The following is an 18233-nucleotide window of genomic DNA, read 5'->3' as shown; positions in this document are numbered from 1 at the left end:
TCTCTCCACGTGCAGGGTTGGTGAAGCAAGGGGGCGATCAATTCGCCTCTAGAAGGGGATCGAGAGCACGGACGTGTTCGACCTGCCAGCCAAGCGGCACCACGTCTCCGACGGCCAGCGCCGGATCCAGCTCGGCGATCGGCTGTTTCACGAAGAAATCGGTCTTGCCGCAGACTTCCAGGCGCACACGGACGTGGTCGCCCAGATAGATGAATTCCGCCACCCGCCCAGAGAAGCGGTTGACACACGCCTCACTGGAGCCGTTGAGGCTGACCCGCTCCGGACGAATGGACAGAGTCACTGGCTCGCCGGTCTTGCCGACATTCACCGCCAGTGCCTCGACCTTTTCCCCGCGCCCAAGCTCGACAATGCAGCGCTCGCCGGTCTGACTGTGGAGACGGCCATTGAGGCGGTTGTTTTCGCCAATGAAGTTGGCCACGAAGGTATTTTTCGGTTCTTCGTACAGGGTGCGAGGTGGGGCGATCTGCTGGATTTCGCCTTGATGGAACACCGCCACCCGGTCGGACATGGTCAGGGCTTCGCCCTGGTCGTGGGTCACATAGACCACGGTCACACCCAGGCGCTGGTGCAGGTGCTTGATCTCCATCTGCATGTGTTCACGCAGCTGTTTATCGAGAGCGCCGAGCGGTTCGTCCATCAGCACCAGTTGCGGCTCGAACACCAGCGCCCGGGCCAGGGCCACCCGCTGCTGCTGGCCACCGGAAAGCTGGGCCGGGTAACGCTGAGCGAAGGCATCGAGCTGAACCATGCTCAGGACACGCTTGACCCGGTCACTGACGTCACTCTTGTTCAGACCACGCACGGTCAGCGGGAACGCCAGGTTCTCGGCCACCGTCATGTGCGGGAACAGGGCGTAGTTCTGGAACACCATGCCGATGTCACGCTTGTGCGGCGGCACGTTGTTGATCGAACGCCCGGCCAGCAGGATCTCGCCGGCGGTCGGGGTTTCGAAACCGGCGAGCATCATCAGGCTGGTGGTCTTGCCGGAGCCGGAAGGCCCGAGCAAGGTGAGGAACTCGCCTTTGCGAATATCCAGGTTGAGGTCTTTGACGATCAGGTTCTCGCCGTCGTAGCTCTTCTGCACGCCACGAAAGCTGACCAGTACATCATTGGTCCCCGCGCTTGAATCGACCTCGCTCATACCCACACCTTTATTGTTGATGACTGCCGTGGATTAAGCCTAGTGGCTACGCACAGCCACGCAAATCGGGGCGCAGGAGAGAATCGCCTCAGCCAGATGGAAGGTTGGGGGTAGGGATTGCCCTACAAGGATGGCGCGTTTGGACAGGTCGGCAGCGAGTTTTCCGCTACAAGCCACAAGAACCGGCAAAAGCGGTTTGGCGGGATGTCGTAAATGGATATGCCAACACGGTGTTCTGTAGGAGCGAGGCTTGCCCACGAAGGCGGTGTGTCAGTCACATTGATGTTGAATGTGCTGACATCTTCGCGGGCAAGCCTCGCTCAGGGGATCGCGTATTGTTCAGAGCAGCTTGTGCTCCATGGCGTACTTCACCAACTCCGCCAGTGAGGTGATGTTGAGTTTCTGCATCAGCCGCGCCTTGTGGGTGCTGATGGTCTTACTGCTCAACGCCAGTTGCTGGGCGATGTCATTGACGTTGGCGCCCTGCGCGAGGCGCTCGAACACCGAGAACTCGCGCTCCGAGAGTAGCGAATGCAGGGGCCGTGAATCAGTCAGGCCGACTTCGAAGACCATTCGATCCGCCAGCTCCGGATCGATATAGCGCCCGCCAGCCGCCACCTTGCGAATCGCCGTCAGCAGCAGTGCCGGGTCGCTGTCCTTGGTGGCATAACCGGCGGCCCCGACCTTCAAGGCACGGGCGGCCATCTGCGCCTCGTCGTGCATCGACAGCACCAGAATCGCCGGTGGATTGTTCAGGGCGCGAATCCGCGGGATCGCCTCCAGGCCATTCACCCCGGGCATGGAAATGTCCAGCAACACCACCTCACAGGGCACGTGGCGCAAGGTTTCGAGCAACTGTTCGCCATTGCTCGCCTCCCCCACCACCAACAGATCCTTGGCCAGGCCGATCAATTGCTTGATGCCTTCACGCACGATGGTGTGGTCTTCGGCTACCAGTACACGGATCACAGGCTTCTCCAGAAAAATCAGTTGCACGCTTCATGCAAAGGCACACGGACCTCAAGGGTGGTGCCCTCGCCCGGCACGCTGTCGAGCTGCAGTGTGCCACCCATGATCAACACTCGCTCGCGCATGCCCACTACCCCAAAGGAAGTCGGCCTACCGGCTTGAGCGACAAAACCTACACCATCGTCGCTGACGGTCAGGCACAACTGCTCGTCTTCCAGCACCAGTGTCAATTCGACAGTATGCGCCTGGGCGTGGCGCATGACATTGGTCAGTGCCTCCTGGAGGATCCGGAACAAGCCAATCGCCTTGGCGTCACTCAGCACCGGCAGGTTGTCGGGCACCTGCACCAGGCAGGGAATCTGGGTACGCGCCTCAAAACGCCGGGCCTGCCACTCGATGGCCGAGGCGATGCCGGCGTCCAGAATCGGCGGACGCAGCGCCGTGGCCACGTCCCGCACCAGTTGGAACAGCTGGGCGATCAGGCGTTTCATGCTATTGAGCCGATCACTCAGGCCCGGGTCCAGTTCGGCGTAGGCCAATTCGCACATCGAGGTTTCCAGCTTGAGTACCGTCAGCATCTGTCCCAACTCATCGTGGACTTCCCGGGCAATCCGCGCCTTTTCCTCTTCGCGCACACTCTCCAGATGCGCCGACAGCTCACGCAGTTGCTCGCGGGAGCTGGCCAGTTCCAGTTCGATGCGCTTGCTCTCGCTGATGTCCCAGACGATCCCGTCCCAGACAAAGGCGCCATCGTCGAGGCGCCGAGTGATGGCCTTGATCTCGGCCCAGCGTTGCTGCCCCTGGCGGGTGAGGATGCGGCCTTGCCACGACCAGTCACTGTCGGTGTCCAGCGCGTGATCCTGGGTGCGGTGGTAACTGGCTCTGTCCTGCGGATGTACCACACTGCGCAGGCCCATGTCGCGATGGCTCAAGGTGGCGGGCGAGTAGCCCACCAGGCTCTCACTGCCTTCGCTGATGTAGGCAAAGTCGATTTGCCCGGTCACCGGCGCCCGCTCAAGACGAAATACCAGTCCGGGTACGTTGGCGGCAATCCCCTGCAGCCGCGCCTCGCTTTCGCGCAAGGCCGCCAAGGCCCGCCGGCGCTCAGTGACGTCATTGAGGTAGACCACCAGGTATTCGCTGTCGCGAAAGCGCAGGAAGCTCAAAGTCACGTCAGCCGGCAAAATGCTGCCATCGGCGCGCAGGCAATTGGTTTCGAAGCTTTGCGGCCCCTCCTCGCTGGCCCGCGCGCGTTTCCACAGGTTCAACCAACGGTCCATGTGCAAGTTGGGTTCGAAGTCGATCAGCGGTCGGTCGATCACCCCGCCCGAGACATACCCGAGCATGTCCTCGGCCGCCCGGTTGGCGTAGCGCACGTGGCTGTCCCAATTGACCCAGAGGATCCCGACGGTGCTTTGATCGATGGAGAACTGTGTCAGGCGCAACGCTTCTTCGCTGGCCGCGCGCAGGGCAATGTCCTCGCGGGCGGCGAGCAAGCGCTGCTCGAGCAGGTGTTGCTGGCGCCGTTGCCAGATCACGATGGCCATGGCGCTCAGCAGCAATACCCCCAGCAACAGGCAGAGGTTCTGCCAGAACCCCGGGGACTCCGACAAACGTGGGTACTTGGGTTGCAACCAGCGTGCGTGCAATTGCTCCAGGTCCTTGGCCGGAATCGCGTGCAAGGCGCTTTCGACGATGCCGGCCAACTCCGGCCAATCGCGACGGGTAGCCACCCGCAGCAACTGCGGCAGGCCGATATCCCCCACTACGGCCAACCCGGCAAACTCGGACTCGGCGGACAGCCGGCTGAGTTGGGCCTCATCGATGACCGCGTAACGCGCTTGCTGGGAGAGAAGCAGTTGCAGGGCCTGGCGTTCCTGGGGCACGCCCTGCAAATTGAGGTTGGGGTAGTTGCTGCGCAGGTAATCGGCGATCGCACTGGGCATCCGCACCGCGACCCGTGACTGATCGTCGAGCTTCTCAAGATCCACCGCGCCGGCGCCCTTCTGTTGACCCACCACCAATTGCGGCACGCGCATATAGGGGTCAGTGAATTGCCACAAGCGCAGGGCGGCTGGGGTTTGGGTCAGGCCTGGGGCCAGGTCGACCTCCCCCTCACGCACCGCCTGCTCCAACTGCGCGACATCGGGAAAGTTGCGCCAGGTCAGCTCGACCTTCAGGGCGCTGGCCAGCCACTGCATCAATTCGATATTGGCCCCGGACAGGCGCTGCAGCCGCCGGTCGTACTGCGCGTAAGGCGCCTGCAGCACCACACCGACCCGCAGCTCAGAGTGACGGGCCAGCCATTGCCGTTGCTCGCTGCTCAGTTGCGCCACGCGCGCAGGCGGCGCGGCAGCCGCCCAGGCCATCAAGGGAAGCCAGAAACAGCCGATAAGCAACAGGCAGCAAAGACGTTTCATGCGAACTCTCACACACTGACAAATACTGACCAACCCATTAGGCTGCCGGGAATACTTCTGGCCTGGAATATCCGATGCCCCCTGTCTACCGCCTGGCACTGCCAGTATTGTGCCTGTCGTTGATCTTGCCTGGCGCCTTTTCCGCCCAGGCTGCCGAGCCAACGGAACCTGCTGCCAGCGCACCCTCCGAGCAACGCCAGCCCCTGCCTGAGCGTAGCCAGGAAGAAGCTTTTGCCCTGCAACGCAGCCTGCCCCCTGGCGAACAGCAACAGTTGTCGGCAGGCAGCGAGACCTTCCTGGCCCTGTGGCAGCCGGCCAACACCAGCGAGCCCCAAGGTACGGTGATTATCATCCCGGGCACAGGCGAAACAGCTGACTGGCCTCAAGCCGTCGCGCCGTTGCGGCAAAAATTGCCCGACGCCGACTGGAGCAGCCTGAGTCTTACCCTGCCGGACCTGCAAAGCAATGCCCCCCAACCGCGCATCCTCGAAAGTGCAACGGCACCGGTCAGCACCGAACCCCCGAGTAAAGACGCCAACACCGCGGCCCCTATCGAGCAAGTGGCCGGTGGCGAAGGTGAGGTGCCTGATCAGCCGGTGCCGCAGACCCACGATGAGCAACTCAAGGCCGATACCCAGCGAATCTTCTTGCGCATCGACGCCGCCCTGGCGTTTGCAGAGCAACAGAACGCCCGCAGTATCGTCCTGCTCGGCCACGGCACCGGAGCTTACTGGGCCGCCCGTTACCTGAGCGAAAAACAGCCTGCCCAAGTCGCGAAGCTGGTGATGGTCGCCGCCCAGGTACCCGCCTCCAGCACACCCGGGCTGGCGGAACTGACCAGCGGATTGAAATTGCCAACCCTGGATCTGTACTACAACGACAAACCGTTGCTGCAACGCGCAGCCCAGGAACGCCTGCAGGCCAGCAAACGGCTGAAGGATTCGAGTTTCCGGCAGATTTCCCTGAACGCCCTGCCCGGCAACAACGCCGCCCAACAGGAACAATTGGTACGCCGGGTGCGAGGCTGGTTGACCCCGCAGGACAACGCCGCGCAGTTGCCCTAGACAGGGCGCTACTGCGCTCGATGCTCCCTAGCGAAAATCGCGGCGCTGACGAATCAACGCATAGGCGCTGTGCAACTCCCGGGTCTTCTCCGTCGCTTCGCGCACCTGGGACGGCGAAGCCCCGCTGCCAGCGATCTTGTCCGGGTGATGCCGACTGAGCAGGCGTCGGTAGGCCCGCTTGATCTGCTCCGGCTCGCTGCTCAGCGTCACCCCCAGCAGGCGCATGGCGTGTTGGTAAGCCTCGCCACTGTTGGCCAAGGGTCGCTTGTGCAGTTCGTAATCCTGGGCCAGGGCCTGCACCTGCTCCGGCGTCCAGTCCAGCCATTTGCCCCATTGGGCCAGCAGCTCGCGCTCGGCACGGCCCGCACGCCCGTCTGCCCAGACCATCCGCCAGCACGCCCGCAACACCCCTTCGGCAGCATGGGGCTGTGCGCGCAAACGGCGCAGGTAGCCACGCAACCGATCGTGCCCGCTCTTGCCACGGTTGAACGCCGCAATCGCGCGTTTCTGGGCAAATTCGTTCATCTCCAGTGCGCGCATTTCCTGGCGCGCCTGGTAGATATGGCCGTCGCCCACCCGGCCGTCGCTCTTGGCCAGGCGCCCGAGCAGCACGAACAGCAATTCATCGTTGCGCAACATCGCGCGCCCGCCCAGGCGCTCGCGCAGATGCCCCAGGCTTTGCAGTTGCAAGCGCCGATCCAGCGCCTGCCCCAACAATGCGCCAAGCATGGCCCCCGGAATGCTGGCGATGGCAAAACCCGCCCCGGCTCCGATCAGAGTCCCTGGCCACAACATCTCAGCGGCTCGCTTGCAGCAAGTGTTCGACTTCGGCCAGACGCTCGTGGGTGCCGACATCCACCCAATGACCTGACAACCGCTCGCCACTCACCTGCCCTTGGGCCATGGCGTTGCGCAATAGCGGCGCCAATTTGAACGCACCGTCGCTGCAACCGGTGAACAGCTTGGGGTCGAGCACGGCGATGCCGCTGTAGGTCAGGGTCGGCGCATCGGCCTGGCCGTCGAAGACCTGTCCTTCAACCAGGGCAAAATCCCCTCCTGGGTGGTGGGCCGGGTTATCGGCCAGCACCAGGTGGGCCAAGCCGGCCAGTGGCCGGCGCAAGACACTGAAGTCGTAATCGGTCCAGATGTCGCCATTGACCACCACAAAGGCGCCCTCGCCCAGCATCTCCAGGGCACGGAAGATCCCGCCCCCGGTTTCCAGTGGCTCGCCTTCCGGCGAGTACTGAATGCTCAGGCCATAACGCGAACCGTCTCCCAGGTAGTCTTCGATCTGCTGCCCCAACCAGGCGTGGTTGATCACCACCTCGGTGAAACCCGCCGCCGCCAGGGCCTTGAGGTGGTACTCGATCAGCGGTACGCCGCCGACCTGCACCAGTGGCTTGGGCGTGGTCAGCGTCAAGGGGCGCATGCGCTCGCCCTTGCCGGCCGCCAGAATCATCGCCTTCATACACAAGCTCCGGGCGCCGGGCGCAGACTGGCCAGCAGCTCAGCCAACTCCGCCAGTTCTGGCCGACGGGCCAATACGGCTTCTATATAAGCAAAGAACCGCGGCACGTCCGTCAGGTAGCGCGGCTTGCCGTCGCGATGGCAGATACGGGCGAAGATCCCGATCACCTTCAGATGCCGCTGCACACCCATCAGGTCGCTGGCTCGCAGGAACTCCTGGAAGTCCGCCTGGACTGCAATCCCGAGTTCACCGGCCTGTTGCCAGTAACGCTCCAGCCAGCCGAGCACGCGGGTCTCGGGCCAACTGAGGAAGGCGTCCTTGAACAGGCAGGTCACGTCGTAGGTCACCGGGCCGTACACCGCGTCCTGGAAATCCAGCACGCCTGGATTCGGCTCGCTGATCATCAGGTTGCGCGGCATATAGTCACGATGCACCAGCACTTTCGGCTGGGCCAGGGCGCTGTCGATCAGCAGGTCGCTGGCACGCTGCCAGAGGGCTTGTTGGTGCGAGTCGAACTCGATCCCCAGTTCGCGCTTCACGTACCACTCGGGGAACAGCTCCAGCTCGCGACGCAACAGGGCCACATCATAACTGGGCAACGGCGCCACCATCGGCAACTGCTGGAAAGCCAGCAACGCCTGCAGGGCGTCATCGAACAAGCGATCGGCGTTTTCGTCGTTGATCACGTCCAGATAGGTCTGGTTACCCAGGTCATTGAGCAAAAGAAATCCGCGCTCGAGGTCCTCTGCGTAGATTTTCGGCACGTTAATCCCGGATTTCGCCAGCAAAAAGGCGATATCCACGAACGGTTTGCAGTTTTCCTGGGGCGGTGGTGCATCCATGACGACAAAACTCCTGCCATCACCTTCCCAGCGGAAGTAACGGCGGAAACTCGCGTCGCTGCTGGCCGCAGTCAACGTGGCCTGGGGCACAGCCCCCCAGCCTTGTGCGGCAAACAGGATGGCCAATTGCTCATCGAGCCAAACTTTCAGGTGTAGCAAGCGTACATCTTGATCAGGCATTGCAAGGGTCTCCGACGGCGCTAGCCGTCAAGCGGGTCATGCTTTATTATCCAGCATCTTTTTCAGACCATCGAGAGGCGTGCGGCCCACACCGCGGGCAGATGGCACGCAGGAAGCCCGGACTAATAAGATGGCATTGAAATCCCCCGCGTTTCGTAAAAAATTTCCGTTGTTGGTTACCGGCAGTCTGCTGGCCCTGCAACCTCTAGCCACTTCCTTCGTGGTCGCCGCGGAACAGTATGACTGCTCAGTCTCTGCTTCGGGTGCCTGGGATTGCGCGCCGAAAACCAACGCGGCTCAACTGCCTCCGCGCCCTGTGCATGATGCCAGTGCGGTCAGCTCGGGCAACGAATCGGCAGCAGACACCAGCGTTGCCGGCGAAAGCGCCGACAAACCGGCGTTGGTTACCGAAGCCAAGGGCCGCGGCCTGAAGTCGCGCAGCGCCGACTACAGTCACCTCGACTGGGTCCCGCGTGAACAGCTTACCGCTGCCCAACTGGCCGAAACCGGTCCGTACTGCTCCGGTGCCTATGTCGAACCGACTCGTCCTGGCATGAATGACAAGACGAGCAAAAGCGACGCGCCGACCTTTATCGGTGCCAAGGCTTCCCGCTACCAGCAGGAACAGCAGATTGCCACCCTCGCCGGTGACGTGGTCATGCGCCAGGGCAGCATGCAGGTCGAGGCCGACGAGGCCAGCCTGTACCAGGCCGAGAACCGTGGCGAGCTCAACGGCAACGTCCGGGTGCGCGACAACGGCGCGCTGATCGTTGGCGACCACGCCGACGTGCAACTGGACACTGGCGAAGCCAAGGTCGACAACGCCGAATACGTGTTGCACAAGTCCCGTGTGCGCGGTAACGCGCTGTACGCCAAGCGTGCAGAAAACGCGATCATCCGTCTCAAGGACGGTACCTACACCACCTGTGAGCCGAACAGCAACGCCTGGCAGCTCAAGGGCAACAACATCACGCTGAACCCGGCGACCGGCTTCGGTACCGCGACCAACGTGACGCTGCGGGTCAAGGACATTCCAGTCCTGTACACGCCGTACATCTATTTCCCGATCGATGACCGCCGCCAGTCCGGCTTCCTGCCGCCGACCATCGGCAGCGGCAGCGATACCGGGATGCTGTTGGTCACGCCGTACTACTTCAACCTGGCACCGAACTACGATGCCACGTTGTACCCGCGCTACATGAGCAAGCGCGGCATGATGGTGGAAGGCGAGTTCCGTTACCTGACCGAATCCAGCGAAGGCCAGTTCGGTGGGGCGTACCTGGACGACCAGGAAGACGAGCGCAAGCTGCAGTCCGACTACGAAAAAACCCGCTACATGTACAACTGGCAGCACAAAGGCGGCCTCGATTCGCGGGTCTTCACCGAAGTCGACTACACCAAGATCAGCGATCCCTACTACTTCCAGGATCTGCAGACCGACCAGTTGGGCGTTAAAAGCGTTTCCGATTTCGTCAATCAGCAAGGTGCTGTCAGCTACCGTGGCGACACCTTCACTGCACGTCTGAACGCGCAGGCCTATGAGTTGGCGTCGGTATCGAACATCACACCGTACGACCGCATGCCACAGATCACCTTCAACGGTTTTCTGCCACAACAACCGGGCGGGCTGAACTTTGCCTACCAGACCGAGCTCGTACGCTTTGACCGCGATCTGCAAACAGGGACCTTCTTCGATGAAAACGGCAACCCTGACGACCGCCTCGACACTAACGTCCAGGGTCTGGCGCGAGCTACCGGCAACCGGATGAACCTGGCGCCAAGCGTCAGTCTCCCGCTCGACTGGACCTATGGCTTCGTGAAGCCGTCGCTGAAGTACCAATACACTCAGTACGATCTGGACCTCGACAATCAAGGCAAACTCGACATTGCCAACCAGGGTTCGGAAGGCGATCGCCTCAACGGCACTTATGACCGCAATCAAAACCGCGCCGTGCCGATTGCCAGCATCGACAGCGGCCTGTACTTCGACCGCAATACCCAATGGTTCGGCAAGAACTACCGCCAGACCCTGGAACCGCGCCTGTACTATCTCTATGTTCCCGAGAAAGACCAGTCCGACATTCCAGTGTTCGACACCAGCGAATCCGTGTTCAGCTACTCCTCGCTGTTCCGCGACAACCGTTTCACCGGCTCCGACCGTGTCGGCGACGAAAACAAACTGTCGCTGGGTGTAACCAACCGCTGGATCGAAGAAAACGGCTTCGAGCGTCAACGCATCAGCGTCGGCCAGGCCTTGTACTTCAAGGACCGCGAAGTCCAGTTGCCGGGTATCGATGCCAAGACCCGCGAGGATGCCCACTCCAACGTGTCGCCGTATGCCCTGGAATACGAATACCGCTGGAACCGCGATTGGCGCACCACGGCCGACTACAACTGGGATCCGGACAGCCACAGCCCTCGCTCGGGCAGCGCGATGTTCCACTACCAGCCTGAAGACAACCCGAACAAGGTTATCAACGCCGGTTATCGCTATCGCAACGACCAGGTCCGCTACGACCAGAACACTGGTAAATGGACTGTGGGCGGCGGCGACTACGGCACCCCGGGCCAGCCTGGCTACGTCAAGGATTACTACAAGATCCAACAGCACGACTTCTCGGTCATCTGGCCTGTCGTGCCGCAATGGAATGCCATCAGCCGCTGGCAGTACGACTACAACCGCAACCGTACGCTGGAAGCCTTCGGTGGTTTCGAATACGACAACTGCTGCTGGAAACTGCGCCTGATCAACCGTTACTGGGTGTCCTATGACGAATTCAGTCAGGAAGCCCCGCAAAACGAAAAAGGCGACCACGGCATCTTCCTCCAAATCGTTCTGAAAGGTCTCGGTGGCGTAGTTGGCACCAAAGTAGAGAGCTTCCTCGACAAAGGCATCCAAGGTTATCGTGAACGTGAAGACCAAGCTTTCTGATTGTCTGCGCCCGCTGATGCTGGGCGCGCTGTTCCTGAGTACCGCGGCCAGCGCCGCGGTACAGTCCATCGACAAAGTGGTGGCCATCGTCGACAACGACGTGGTCATGCAGAGCCAACTGGACCAACGGGTTCACGAAGTCCAGCAAACCATCGCCAAGCGTGGCTCGGCCGTTCCACCGGCCGGCGTGCTGGAACAACAGGTGCTTGAGCGCCTGATCGTCGAAAACCTGCAACTGCAGATCGGCGAGCGTTCCGGCATCCGTATCACCGATGAAGAGCTGAACCAGGCGATCGGCACCATTGCCCAGCGCAACAACATGACCGTGGATCAATTCCGCGCCGCCCTGTCCCGCGATGGCCTGTCTTATGAAGACGCTCGTGAGCAAGTGCGCCGTGAAATGATCATCAGCCGTGTGCGTCAGCGTCGGGTCGCCGAGCGCATCCAGGTCACCGAGCAGGAAGTGAAGAACTTCCTCGCCTCTGACCTGGGCAAGATGCAGCTGTCGGAAGAACTGCACCTGGCCAACATCCTGATTCCGACCCCGGAAAGCGCCAACTCCGAAGCGATTCAGGCTGCGTACCGCCAGGCGATGGAGGTTTACCAGCAACTCAAGCAGGGCGCCGACTTCACCCAACTGGCGATTGCCAAATCCGGTAGCGACAACGCCCTGGAAGGCGGCGACATGGGCTGGCGCAAGGCCGCTCAACTGCCACCGCCGTTCGACCGTGAACTGAGTGCCATGTCCGTCGGTGACATCACCCAACCAGCACGTACCCCTGGCGGTTTCATCATCCTCAAGCTGCTGGAAAAACGCGGCGGTGGTAATCAGACCCGTGACGAAGTCCACGTTCGTCACATCCTGATCAAGCCGAGCGAAATCCGCAGCGAAGAAGAAACCAAGCGCCTGGCGCAGAAACTCTACGAGCGCATCGAAGCGGGTGAAGACTTCGCCGAACTGGCAAAGACCTACTCCGAAGACCCAGGTTCTGCCCTCAACGGCGGCGACCTGAACTGGATCGATCCGAACGCACTGGTACCGGAATTCCGTACCGTGATGAACAACACCCCGCAAGGTCAGTTGTCCAAACCGTTCAAGAGCCCGTATGGCTGGCACGTCCTGGAAGTCCTTGGCCGTCGCGCCACCGACAGCACCAGCCAGGCGCGCGATCAACAAGCGATGACTGTGTTGCGTAACCGCAAGTACGACGAAGAGCTGCAAACCTGGTTGCGTCAGATCCGTGACGAAGCCTACGTTGAAATCAAGCTCCCTGGCGTCGACCAGGCACCGAAGTGAAACCCAGACGTTTCGCTCTGACACCCGGCGAACCAGCTGGCATAGGTCCCGACCTGTGCCTGCTGCTCGCCTCGCACGCCCAGCCACACCCCCTGATAGCCATCACCAGCCGCGACCTGCTCCTCGAGCGGGCCGCGCAGCTGGGCGTGGTCGTTGATCTGCTGAGCGTCAGCCCCGGGCACTGGCCGGACGTTCCCGCGCCCGCCAACAGCCTGTACGTCTGGGATACACCACTCAACGCCCCGGTCGTTGCAGGTCAACTGGACCCGGCCAATGCCGCCTTTGTCCTGCAAACCCTGACCCGCGCGGGCCAAGGCTGCCTGGATGGCGACTTTGCCGGAATGATCACCGCCCCGGTGCACAAAGGCGTGATCAACGAATCCGGAATTGCCTTTTCCGGGCATACCGAATTCCTGGCCGACCTGACCCATACCAGCCAAGTGGTGATGATGCTTGCCACCCGTGGCTTGCGCGTCGCCCTGGTGACCACTCACCTGCCGTTGCGCGAGATTGCCGACGCAATTACCCCGCAGCGCCTGGAGCGGGTCACGCGGATCCTGCACGCCGACCTGCAACACAAATTCGGCATCGCCCAGCCACGCATCCTCGTCTGTGGACTCAACCCCCACGCTGGCGAAGGCGGCCACCTGGGCCATGAAGAAATCGATATCATCGAACCCACCCTTGAGCGTCTGCGCGGCGAAGGCATGGACCTGCGTGGTCCCCTGCCCGCCGACACTCTGTTTACCCCCAAATATCTGGAGCACTGCGACGCAGTGCTGGCGATGTACCACGACCAGGGCCTGCCGGTGTTGAAGTACAAAGGCTTCGGCGCGGCAGTCAACGTAACCCTGGGCTTGCCGATCATCCGCACTTCAGTCGACCACGGCACCGCCCTGGACTTGGCTGGCAGCGGAAAAATCGACACCGGCAGCCTGCAAGTTGCCCTGGAAACCGCCTACCAGATGGCCGAGACCCGTTTATGACCGAGCATTACCAACACCGGGCGCGCAAGCGCTTCGGCCAGAACTTCCTGCACGACGCCGGCGTAATCGACCGTATCCTGCGCTCCATCCACGCCAAGGCCGACGACCGCCTGCTGGAAATCGGCCCGGGCCAGGGTGCCCTGACCGAAGGCCTGCTCAACAGCGGCGCGCAGCTTGATGTCGTGGAGCTGGACAAGGACCTGATCCCGATCCTCAACCAGCAGTTCGCCGGCAAGAGCAACTTCAACCTGCACCAGGGCGATGCACTGAAGTTCGATTTCAACAGCCTGAATGCCGCGCCCAACAGCCTGCGCGTGGTCGGCAACCTGCCGTACAACATCTCCACGCCGTTGATTTTCCACCTGCTGAACAACGCCGGGATCATTCGCGACATGCACTTCATGCTGCAAAAGGAAGTGGTCGAGCGCCTGGCGGCGGGTCCTGGTGGTGGCGATTGGGGCCGTCTGTCGATCATGGTCCAGTACCACTGCCGGGTCGAACACCTGTTCAATGTCGGCCCTGGCGCGTTCAACCCGCCACCCAAAGTCGACTCGGCTATCGTGCGCCTGGTGCCCCACGCGGTACTGCCGCACCCGGCCAAGGACCACCGCCTGCTGGAGCGGGTCGTTCGCGAAGCCTTCAACCAGCGTCGCAAGACCCTGCGCAACACCCTCAAGGCCTTGCTCAGCAACGCTGAAATCGAAGCCGCCGGCGTCGATGGCAGCCTGCGCCCGGAACAGCTCGACCTGGCAGCCTTCGTGCGCCTGGCCGATCAGCTGGCAATCCAGCCCGCGCCGGCCGCTGAATAACTCAGAGCCCCTGTAGGAGCCAGCTTGCTGGCGATGGCGTCGGCAAAGTCGACAGATCCACTCGCTGGCAACCCAGCTCCTACAAGGCAGACCACATCGTTCTCCTGTCCTCGGCCACAGCATCTCTGGCCTACTGCCTGCCAGTTGGCCTAGACTGATCACCTCTCGCGTTAGGTAATCTGCGCTTTTGCTTTTAAGGCCTTCTTGCATGTCCGATCCTCGTTATCAGGTCGACGTCAGCGTCGTCACTCGCTTTCTGGCAGAACAGTCGCAACCCGAGCAGAACCGTTTCGCCTTCGCCTACACCATCACCGTGCACAACAACGGCTCGCTACCCGCCAAGTTGCTCTCGCGGCACTGGGTGATTACCGATGGTGACGGCCATGTCGAAGAGGTTCGTGGTGCGGGCGTGGTTGGCCTGCAACCGTTGATCGCCGCCGGCCAGAGCCACACCTACAGCAGCGGCACCGTAATGACCACCCGCGTCGGCAACATGCAGGGCAGTTACCAGATGCTCGCCGAAGACGGTACACACTTCGACGCCATCATCGCGCCCTTCCGCCTGGCGGTGCCCGGAGCCCTGCACTGATGGCGACGTATGCCGTCGGCGATCTGCAGGGCTGCCTCGAGCCGCTGCAGTGCCTGCTCAAGCAGGTCGCCTTCGATCCGCAGACCGACCGTCTGTGGCTGGTGGGCGACCTGGTCAACCGTGGCCCGCAGTCGCTGGAAACCTTGCGCTTCCTCTATAGCATCCGCCAGTCGCTGGTCTGTGTGCTGGGTAATCATGACCTGCACCTGCTGGCCGCCGGGAACAAGATCGAGCGCCTGAAGAAAGCCGACACCCTGCGCGAAATTCTCGAAGCGCCCGACGCCAAGGAACTGCTTGAGTGGCTGCGCCAGCAAAAGCTCCTGCACTACGACGAAATCCGCGACATGGTGCTGGTACATGCCGGCATCCCGCCGCAGTGGTCCCTGCGCAAGGCCCTCAAGTGCGCCGCCGAAGTCGAGGCCGCCCTGCGCGATGACAACCTGTTCGCACCCTACCTGGACGGCATGTATGGCAACGAGCCGGCCAAGTGGGACAGCGACCTCAAAGGCGTGACTCGCCTGCGGGTGATCACCAACTACTTCACCCGCATGCGCTTTTGCACCAGCGAGGGCAAGCTTGACCTCAAGGGCAAGGAAGGCGCCGACACCGCGCCGCCTGGCTACGCGCCCTGGTTCAAGCACAAGGATCGCAAGACTCGCGGCCTGAAGATCATTTTTGGCCACTGGGCCGCACTCGAAGGCCGGTGCGACGAGCCCGGCGTCATCGCCCTCGACACTGGCTGTGTCTGGGGCGGCGCCATGACCCTGCTGAACATCGACACCGGCGTACGCCTGAGTTGCCAGTGCGACGAGCACGGCCATGTTGCGTCGCCTGTCGCCCCACCTACCCCCGAACCATTGTCGGCCAGCGTCAAGCGCTAGGCTGCGCTGTCAGTCTGGCCACAGGAGCCCGCCATGAGCGAATTCAAACGTATCCCCCCCGAACAAGCCCAAGCCCTGCGCGAACAAGGCGCCGTGCTGGTCGACATCCGCGACCCCGCGACCTACGCAGCGCTGCACATCAGCGGCTCCACGCATCTGGACAACCACTCCATCTCGGACTTCATCCGCGCCGCCGACCTCGACGCGCCAACGGTAGTGGTCTGCTACCACGGCAACTCCAGCCAGGGCGCTGCCGCCTACCTGGTCAGCCAGGGGTTTTCCGACGTCTACAGCATGGACGGTGGCTTCGAGCTGTGGCGTACGACGTACCCTTCAGAAACCGCGAAAAGTAGCGGCGAATAATTTTTTTCAGCGCTCCAGCCCACGTCCCGCGTGGGCTGACGAACGGTAGTACACAACAAATTGCGCATTGCTCCTTTACCTCGCGGATTACCAACTATCCTTAGCCTCAGGCCATCCAAAACAGGGGAGAGCCGGTACACCGGCGAGCGGGTCATCGGGAGTAGCTTTCAGGGTTGATAGCTTTGAAGGTGTTCTGGGGGGGTAAAAAGCAGCTGAAATTGCGGCTGCTGACCAGCATCGACTGAATGATCCGACGTCGGCTCCACGTATCGAGCGAGGTGACGTCATGAGTATCTTTAGCCACTTCCAACAACGCTTCGAGTCAACACGCCAGGAAGAACTCTCGCTGCAGGAGTACCTGGAACTCTGCAAACAGGACCGTAGCGCCTACGTTTCCGCCGCCGAGCGTCTGCTGCTGGCAATCGGTGAACCCGAATTGCTGGACACTTCGACCAACTCGAGGCTGTCGCGCATTTTTTCCAACAAGGTGATCCGACGCTATCCGGCCTTCGAGGACTTCCACGGGATGGAAGAATGCATCGACCAGATCGTCTCCTACTTCCGCCACGCCGCACAGGGCCTGGAAGAGAAGAAACAGATCCTCTACCTGCTCGGCCCCGTCGGCGGCGGCAAGTCGTCCCTGGCCGAAAAGCTCAAACAACTGATCGAGAAAGTGCCCTTCTATGCCATCAAGGGCTCTCCAGTATTCGAGTCGCCACTAGGGCTGTTCAACGCCACCGAAGACGGCGCGATCCTGGAAGAAGACTTTGGCATTCCCCGGCGCTACCTGAACACCATCATGTCGCCTTGGGCGACCAAACGGCTGGCCGAATTCGGCGGCGACATCAGCCAGTTCCGCGTGGTCAAGCTCTACCCTTCGATCCTCAACCAGATCGCGGTCGCCAAGACCGAGCCGGGCGATGAGAACAACCAGGACATCTCGGCACTGGTGGGCAAGGTCGATATCCGCAAGCTCGAAGAATTCCCGCAAAACGACGCCGACGCCTACAGCTACTCGGGCGCCCTGTGCCGGGCCAACCAAGGCCTGATGGAATTCGTCGAGATGTTCAAGGCGCCGATCAAGGTCTTGCACCCACTGCTGACCGCCACCCAGGAAGGCAACTACAACAGTACCGAAGGCCTGGGCGCGATTCCGTTCACCGGGATCCTGCTGGCGCACTCCAACGAATCGGAGTGGCACACCTTCCGCAACAACAAGAACAACGAAGCCTTCATCGACCGGATCTACATCGTCAAGGTGCCTTACTGCCTGCGGGTCAGCGATGAAGTGAAGATCTACGACAAGTTGCTGTTCAACAGCTCCCTGGCCAAGGCTCACTGCGCCCCCGACACCCTGAAGATGCTTGCCCAGTTCACCGTGCTCTCGCGCCTCAAGGAGCCGGAAAACTCGAACATCTACTCGAAAATGCGGGTCTACGACGGTGAAAACCTCAAGGATACCGATCCGAAGGCCAAATCGATCCAGGAATACCGCGACACCGCCGGTGTCGACGAAGGCATGAACGGTCTTTCGACCCGGTTCGCCTTCAAGATCCTGTCGAAAGTCTTCAACTTCGACCCGCACGAAATCGCCGCCAACCCGGTGCACCTGCTTTACGTGCTGGAACAGCAGATCGAGCAGGAGCAGTTCCAGGCAGAAACCCGTGAACGGTACCTGCGCTTCCTCAAGGAATACCTGGCACCGCGCTACATCGAGTTCATCGGCAAGGAAATCCAGACCGCGTACCTGGAGTCCTACAGCGAGTACGGGCAAAACATCTTCGACCGCTACGTGCTGTACGCGGACTTCTGGATTCAGGATCAGGAATACCGCGACCCGGAAACCGGCGAGATCCTCAACCGCGTAGCCCTGAACGAAGAACTGGAGAAAATCGAAAAACCGGCGGGCATCAGCAATCCGAAGGATTTCCGCAACGAAATCGTCAACTTCGTCCTGCGTGCCCGGGCCAACAACAACGGCAAGAACCCGACCTGGCTCAGCTACGAGAAACTGCGGGTGGTCATCGAGAAAAAAATGTTCTCGAACACCGAGGACCTGCTGCCGGTCATCAGCTTCAACGCCAAGGCCAGCAAAGAGGACCAACAAAAGCACAACGACTTCGTCACACGGATGGTCGAGCGCGGCTATACCGACAAACAGGTACGACTGCTCTCCGAGTGGTACCTGCGGGTCAGAAAATCACAGTAACCCGCTGCCGGTCAGACCGGTTGTCGTTAGCCAGAGGCCTGTCTACGCATTTTCTGTTACAC

Annotated in this window: 15 protein-coding genes; 9 read left to right on the top strand and 6 right to left on the bottom strand. The window is 61.4% G+C overall.

Annotated elements, in window-relative coordinates; translation table 11 throughout:
- Positions 1-37 precede the first annotated feature (37 nt).
- The 3 genes from ACM6IP_RS09175 to ACM6IP_RS09165 all read right to left on the bottom strand — a co-directional run bounded on the left by ACM6IP_RS09175 (position 38) and on the right by ACM6IP_RS09165 (position 4551).
- The gene (locus ACM6IP_RS09175; RefSeq protein ID WP_095170555.1) at positions 38-1162 is read right to left on the bottom strand and encodes an ABC transporter ATP-binding protein; all 1125 of its coding nucleotides are present in this window, start codon (positions 1160-1162) and stop codon (positions 38-40) included.
- A 339-nt stretch (positions 1163-1501) separates the two neighbouring features.
- Positions 1502-2131: a response regulator transcription factor gene (locus ACM6IP_RS09170; RefSeq protein WP_084318557.1), complete on the bottom strand. Its 630-nt coding sequence runs from the start codon at positions 2129-2131 to the stop codon at positions 1502-1504.
- A gap of 17 nt (positions 2132-2148) precedes the next feature.
- The gene (locus tag ACM6IP_RS09165) at positions 2149-4551 is read right to left on the bottom strand and encodes a PAS domain S-box protein (RefSeq protein ID WP_401125689.1); all 2403 of its coding nucleotides are present in this window, start codon (positions 4549-4551) and stop codon (positions 2149-2151) included.
- A gap of 74 nt (positions 4552-4625) precedes the next feature.
- Between ACM6IP_RS09165 and ACM6IP_RS09160 the strand changes: the two genes are divergently transcribed.
- Positions 4626-5615, top strand: coding sequence for an alpha/beta hydrolase family protein (locus ACM6IP_RS09160; protein WP_414861318.1), 990 nt, complete (start codon positions 4626-4628; stop codon positions 5613-5615).
- Between the two features lie 27 nt (positions 5616-5642).
- Here ACM6IP_RS09160 and ACM6IP_RS09155 read toward each other — a convergent pair whose 3' ends face one another.
- Genes ACM6IP_RS09155 through ACM6IP_RS09145 form a run of 3 tightly spaced genes read right to left on the bottom strand, consistent with a single transcriptional unit; the run spans position 5643 to position 8105 of the window.
- The gene (locus tag ACM6IP_RS09155) at positions 5643-6410 is read right to left on the bottom strand and encodes a TerB family tellurite resistance protein (RefSeq protein WP_414861317.1); all 768 of its coding nucleotides are present in this window, start codon (positions 6408-6410) and stop codon (positions 5643-5645) included.
- 1 nt (position 6411) lies between these two features.
- Positions 6412-7083: an N-acetylmuramate alpha-1-phosphate uridylyltransferase MurU gene (gene murU, locus ACM6IP_RS09150; protein WP_159998213.1), complete on the bottom strand. Its 672-nt coding sequence runs from the start codon at positions 7081-7083 to the stop codon at positions 6412-6414.
- Entirely contained in the window at positions 7080-8105 is a 1026-nt protein-coding gene (locus ACM6IP_RS09145) for an aminoglycoside phosphotransferase family protein (protein ID WP_159998215.1), read from the bottom strand. The genes murU and ACM6IP_RS09145 overlap by 4 nt, the downstream gene beginning before the upstream one ends.
- A gap of 130 nt (positions 8106-8235) precedes the next feature.
- On the opposite strand from ACM6IP_RS09145, the gene ACM6IP_RS09140 reads away from it, so the two are divergent.
- The 8 genes from ACM6IP_RS09140 (at position 8236) to ACM6IP_RS09105 (ending at position 18171) form a co-directional block, all read left to right on the top strand.
- Positions 8236-11037: an LPS-assembly protein LptD gene (locus tag ACM6IP_RS09140; RefSeq protein WP_414861316.1), complete on the top strand. Its 2802-nt coding sequence runs from the start codon at positions 8236-8238 to the stop codon at positions 11035-11037.
- A complete protein-coding gene (gene surA / locus ACM6IP_RS09135) occupies positions 11018-12334 on the top strand; it encodes a peptidylprolyl isomerase SurA (RefSeq protein ID WP_143501275.1) in 1317 nt (438 codons plus the stop codon). The genes ACM6IP_RS09140 and surA overlap by 20 nt, the downstream gene beginning before the upstream one ends.
- Positions 12331-13320 carry a 4-hydroxythreonine-4-phosphate dehydrogenase PdxA gene (gene pdxA, locus ACM6IP_RS09130; protein WP_159998219.1) on the top strand — a complete coding sequence of 330 codons (990 nt, stop codon included), beginning with the start codon at positions 12331-12333 and terminating at the stop codon, positions 13318-13320. Before surA ends, pdxA begins: the two co-directional genes overlap by 4 nt.
- Positions 13317-14129, top strand: coding sequence for a 16S rRNA (adenine(1518)-N(6)/adenine(1519)-N(6))-dimethyltransferase RsmA (gene rsmA, locus ACM6IP_RS09125; RefSeq protein WP_095170572.1), 813 nt, complete (start codon positions 13317-13319; stop codon positions 14127-14129). Before pdxA ends, rsmA begins: the two co-directional genes overlap by 4 nt.
- A gap of 208 nt (positions 14130-14337) precedes the next feature.
- On the top strand, positions 14338-14718 hold the full coding sequence (gene apaG, locus ACM6IP_RS09120) for a Co2+/Mg2+ efflux protein ApaG (RefSeq protein WP_095170574.1): 381 nt from the start codon (positions 14338-14340) through the stop codon (positions 14716-14718).
- Entirely contained in the window at positions 14718-15599 is an 882-nt protein-coding gene (locus tag ACM6IP_RS09115) for a symmetrical bis(5'-nucleosyl)-tetraphosphatase (protein WP_095170576.1), read from the top strand. The genes apaG and ACM6IP_RS09115 overlap by 1 nt, the downstream gene beginning before the upstream one ends.
- A 33-nt stretch (positions 15600-15632) precedes the next feature.
- Positions 15633-15962, top strand: coding sequence for a thiosulfate sulfurtransferase GlpE (gene glpE / locus ACM6IP_RS09110; protein ID WP_159998223.1), 330 nt, complete (start codon positions 15633-15635; stop codon positions 15960-15962).
- A 286-nt stretch (positions 15963-16248) separates the two neighbouring features.
- Entirely contained in the window at positions 16249-18171 is a 1923-nt protein-coding gene (locus tag ACM6IP_RS09105) for a PrkA family serine protein kinase (RefSeq protein WP_095170580.1), read from the top strand.
- Positions 18172-18233 lie beyond the last annotated feature (62 nt).

It is taken from the genome of Pseudomonas sp. IT-P176 (assembly GCF_949767245.1).
Taxonomy (GTDB): Bacteria; Pseudomonadota; Gammaproteobacteria; order Pseudomonadales; family Pseudomonadaceae; genus Aquipseudomonas.
Note: the sequence above shows the minus strand (reverse complement) of the source record. Positions and strands in the feature narration are given on the sequence as shown.